General features: G+C 44.0%; 4 protein-coding genes. 2 read left to right on the top strand and 2 right to left on the bottom strand.

The window, feature by feature from the left end:
• Window positions 1-56 precede the first annotated feature (56 nt).
• Together pepT and dcuC are read left to right on the top strand one after the other, a co-directional pair.
• Entirely contained in the window at window positions 57-1,310 is a 1,254-nt protein-coding gene (pepT, locus tag JK188_RS16535) for a peptidase T (protein WP_036953623.1), read from the top strand.
• On the top strand, window positions 1,307-2,680 hold the full coding sequence (gene dcuC / locus JK188_RS16530; RefSeq protein WP_211888000.1) for a C4-dicarboxylate transporter DcuC: 1,374 nt from the start codon (window positions 1,307-1,309) through the stop codon (window positions 2,678-2,680). The genes pepT and dcuC overlap by 4 nt, the downstream gene beginning before the upstream one ends.
• Window positions 2,681-2,761: 81 nt before the next feature.
• On the opposite strand, the gene JK188_RS16525 is transcribed toward dcuC, so the two are convergent.
• Both JK188_RS16525 and JK188_RS16520 read right to left on the bottom strand, forming a co-directional pair.
• A complete protein-coding gene (locus JK188_RS16525; RefSeq protein WP_211888001.1) occupies window positions 2,762-3,217 on the bottom strand; it encodes a hypothetical protein in 456 nt (151 codons plus the stop codon).
• A 172-nt stretch (window positions 3,218-3,389) separates the two neighbouring features.
• On the bottom strand, window positions 3,390-4,370 hold the full coding sequence (locus JK188_RS16520; RefSeq protein WP_211888002.1) for a VWA domain-containing protein: 981 nt from the start codon (window positions 4,368-4,370) through the stop codon (window positions 3,390-3,392).
• Between the last annotated feature and the right edge of the window lie 164 nt (window positions 4,371-4,534).

The raw sequence follows: 4,534 nt of genomic DNA, 5'->3' as shown, positions 1-4,534 counted from the left end.
TGCAATAATGAAAGTATAAAAATAATGCATCACGATGATGCTGGAGAATGAGAATAATGAATATTGTTGACCGTTTTATTTCTTATACAAAAATTAACACCACCACGAATAGGGAAAAAGGCGCCGCAGGCATCATGCCATCCTCTGAAGGCCAGCGCGTTCTTGCCAAACAGCTAGTTCAAGAGTTAGAAGGCTTAGGCTTACAGGATATCAAACTGCGTGATACAGCTATCGTTACCGCAACACTGCCTTCCAACCTGGATTATAAAGTGCCAACGGTGGCATTCTTTGGTCACTTAGATACGAGCGCAGAGCAGACTAACGACACCAAAGCACAAATTTTGCCTTATAACGGCGAAGATATTTGCATGAATAAAGAGCTCAATATTTACCTGCGTAAAAGTGAGTTCCCAGAATTAGAAAATTACCTTGGTGATGACATCATTGTCACCGACGGTACCAGCCTATTAGGTGCCGATGATAAAGCCGCTATCGCCTCGATTATGGATATGTTGCAGTACTTTAAACAAAACCCAGACATCAAACACGGGGATATCAAAGTGGGCTTCGTTCCTGATGAAGAACAAGGTCTACGCGGCGCGAAAGTGTTTGATGTGAAAGAGTTTGGTGCAGATTTTGCCTACACCCTAGACTGCTGTGGTATTGGCGAGCTGGTGTATGAAAACTGGAATGCGGGGGATGTTGAAATCGTCTTTACAGGTAAGTCAGCTCACCCAATGTCCGCTAAAGGCAAACTGGTGAATTCCCTGCTAATGGCGCAGAAATTTATCGCAATGCTGCCCGGTGGCGAAGCGCCTGAATATACTGAAAACCGTGAAGGTTATTACTGGGTTAAGCAGATGTCAGGTAACAGCGCTCGCACTGTTCTGAAAATGGATGTGCGTGACTTTACCGAAGAGGGCTACCGCGCTCGTATGGCATTCCTGAAAAAATTGGCGGGTCATTGTGAAGACCTGTGGGGACCAGAAAGCGTAACCTGTACCTTAGCTGACCGTTACTCAAACGTGTACAACAGCTTACAAGGTGAAAACCGTTATCCAATCGATATTGCTCACGCAGCTTATGAAGCTTGCGGGATCACGCCAAAAGTTATCCCTATGCGTGGAGGCTATGATGGTGCAGCACTTTCACAGAATGGTCTTCCTTGCCCGAACATTTTCACTGGCGCTCATAACTTCCACTCGATTTATGAATATCTACCAGTGAAATCTCTGTATGCCGCCAGTGATGTTTTAAAACAAGTGGTACAAATTACAGCAGAACGTTTCAAGCCAGGAGCTAAAGCATGATCCCAATTCTAACGGTTCTAATTATCGTTGTTTTGGTTGCACGCTTTATTCTGAAGGGATACAAAGCTGAACCGGTGCTGTTAATTGCCGGTTTAGTGTTGATGATTTTCACCCTAGCCTTAGGCTGGGGTCCTATCCTACCGAAAAGCGTCGCAACCACGGGCATTACTTGGCTCGATCCGTTTGAAGTAATGCGTGACCTATTTAGTAGCCGTGCTGCTGATCTTGGTTTGATGATCATGGCACTAATGGGTTTTGCTCACTATATGGATCACATCGGTGCCAACGAAGCGGTAGTACGCGTAGCAACTAAACCACTGAAAAATATGCGTTCGCCTTATGTGCTACTATTTTTCTCATTCTTGTTAGCGAGTATCTTGCAGTTAGCGATTCCGTCAGCGACAGGCTTAGCTGTACTGTTAATGGGGACCATGTTCCCAATTATGATTGGTTTGGGACTCTCCCCTGCATCTGCCGCTGGGGTTATCGCAACATCCCTTGGGGTGGCTTATACACCAACCGCGATTGATGCTATCCGTGGTGCAAAAGCCGTTGATATGTCAGTCGTTGAATATGTGCTTTACTACCAAGGGCCTGCGGCATTAGCCACGGTGCTGGTGGTCGGTATTACCCATATTTTCTGGCAACGTCATTGTGACCGTAAACAGGGTTTCGTCCCTGAAATCGGTAAAGCAGTCCAGTCTCACGACAAAGAAGCGACAACCAAATTGGTACCGGGCTACTATGCCATTTTACCGATGCTGCCAATCATTATGGCGGTCGGCTCTTCCAATCTGTTCTTTGAGGGAATTCACCTCGATGTTGTGACCATCGTACTGATTGCTATGGCGATTTGTATGGTATTGGAAACCGTGCGAGTGCGTAACTTCAAGCAAGTGTGTAATGGTTTCCAAACCTTCTTAAATGGGATGGGACATGCGTTCAGTAACGTAGTCGGGCTGTTAGTCGCTGCGGGTGTGTTTGCTCACGGGATCAAAGTCAGTGGTGCCATCGACCAATTAATCCTTGGCGCAGAATCCGTCGGTTTACCACCATTTGCGATGGCGATTGTATTTGCATTAGTCACGTTAGCCGCCGCAATTATTATGGGTTCAGGTAACGCACCATTCTTAGCATTCGTGGAGTTAATCCCACAAATTGCACACAGTATGGGGGTTAACCCGATTGCGATGATCCTGCCAATGCAACAGGCTTCTCATATGGGGCGTGGTATGTCTCCGGTTTCGGGAGTGATAATCGCCGTATCCAGTGGTGCCAAACTCCAGCCATTCGATGTGGTGAAACGAACCGCCATACCGCTGATGGTCGGGTTTGTCGCGCACTGTGCAATTATTGGGATTTTCTACTAAATCGCACTCTGAGATATATCCATAGAGTTTAATCTGCACACCACAAATAAGACCCCAATGGAATTCATTGAGGGTCTTATTCTATTGAAGAACAATAATCTGTTTCCACTCATTTCTTATCTTGTCGGACAGCAATATTGTGTGATTACCGTGATTGGTGGTCAATCCTGAAATAGATAGTCTTAATTGCAATCTATTCGATGTCTGGATAAGGTGAAGGGTGCTAATCGGGAGCTGTGCATGCAGAATAATGCTATCTCCGCTGTAATAACAGTGACAAGGTAATCCCTCTTCTTCCCCATCATCTATTTTGAGAAAAGTATCTGAGTGGACATCACCACAGCCATACTCTGCATCATAATCTAGCCATAAAATATCTTCTGAGCTGGAGCGGCTAGCATGGCTATATATTTCAATTTCATATTCAGGTTTACCTGTTCCGATTCGATAAAACATAATAGATGTTCCATCATTTAGCTGTGAGCTACTGACGAGTAGGATTTGTCCATCATGCTTTTCTTCGGTGATAGGCGCCAAAATATTATCCTTTGCTACGCTGTGGTTAACGTTGTAAGTGGCATATTAGCAAGGTACTTTATTCATTTTTTATCGTAGATACCAGTCAGTAATCCCGATTTATAAAGGCTTTTTCACAAATATTCGTTTGACTCTCATAGTATTAGGCCTGCAATTGCAGGCCTGTTTGTTATTATTTTTGGCACTGGCAAGCTGAATGATGATGCGAGTGGTGACCGTGATGACTTTCGTTACCACAGCAAGCATCTATCGCCTTATTGATAATTTCAGCTAGCGTATTCACTGTTCCTAAGATAGTCGGCAGTTGGTCACAGACATTCGCACAGTCCGAACGCTCTGGATTTGGTATAGTCGGCGGAACCAGGCTGTCACAAAGAATTTCTTGCAAGACTAAAGCAAAATTGGCGATACCCGTGGTGTAGATATAAGAACGTCCACCTGTTTGCTCAGCTAAACGGGCATATTCTTGTGTTACTCTGTCTCTATCAGCTAGGCTTGGGAAACGGTCAAGATTGGTTGGCGCATCATCCGGTGTCCCTTGATAGGTGTACACTTTGACATGAGCATGTTGAGCAATTTCAATCGCTTCATTGTTTTTGGCTATTGCCGCACTGGTAAGTCGACCACCACCGCCCTCCATGCCTTCATCACCTAAAACAAAAATGGCTCGTCTAGCACCATCACGCCAGTCAAAGTATCGACTCACATCAATGACGGCTCGGCAGAGATCTTCTTTGTTCCCCGCATGGTCAATACCATCCGCTTCTTTAAATGGAGGACGTGCTTGTAGGCTACTTTCGTTAACTCCTTTTAAGATTAAATAATCACTCACCGATTGATCGAATTTAGTCCCCGTCCAAACACCTTGTATCCCCAAGAATGTGGCGCGTAAATGTGATGGACAATTTGCTGCGGCTTTTTCAATAGCAGCGTCAATTTGTTGGCTAAGATCCGCAGATTCATCAGACATGGAACCGCTGGTATCAATCACCACGACCAAATCTAAGGCAATATCCCCCGTTCCTGTAACCAGCTGCGAAGTTTGGTTAACCATAATACTTGGTGCCCCAAACGAAGCCATATTTTGCATCATGCTGTTAGACGTTATTTTATTATCATTTTCAATGTCATTACTTTCTGTATTTTTACCCATATTTATATTCCTGTTAATTTCATAGTATTTAATTTATTGGATTTTCATATTCGAATAATATATTTATATAATACTTTTATAACGTATTTAATCACCCCTTAATTGATTCAATCGAGGGCGGTATTATTAATTTATTCGTATTTGCATTGACATAATAATAAATG

The organism is Providencia sp. JGM181 (assembly GCF_018257375.1).
GTDB classification, from domain to species: domain Bacteria; phylum Pseudomonadota; class Gammaproteobacteria; order Enterobacterales; family Enterobacteriaceae; genus Providencia; species Providencia lanzhouensis.
This window is presented reverse-complemented; position numbering and strand designations above follow the sequence as displayed.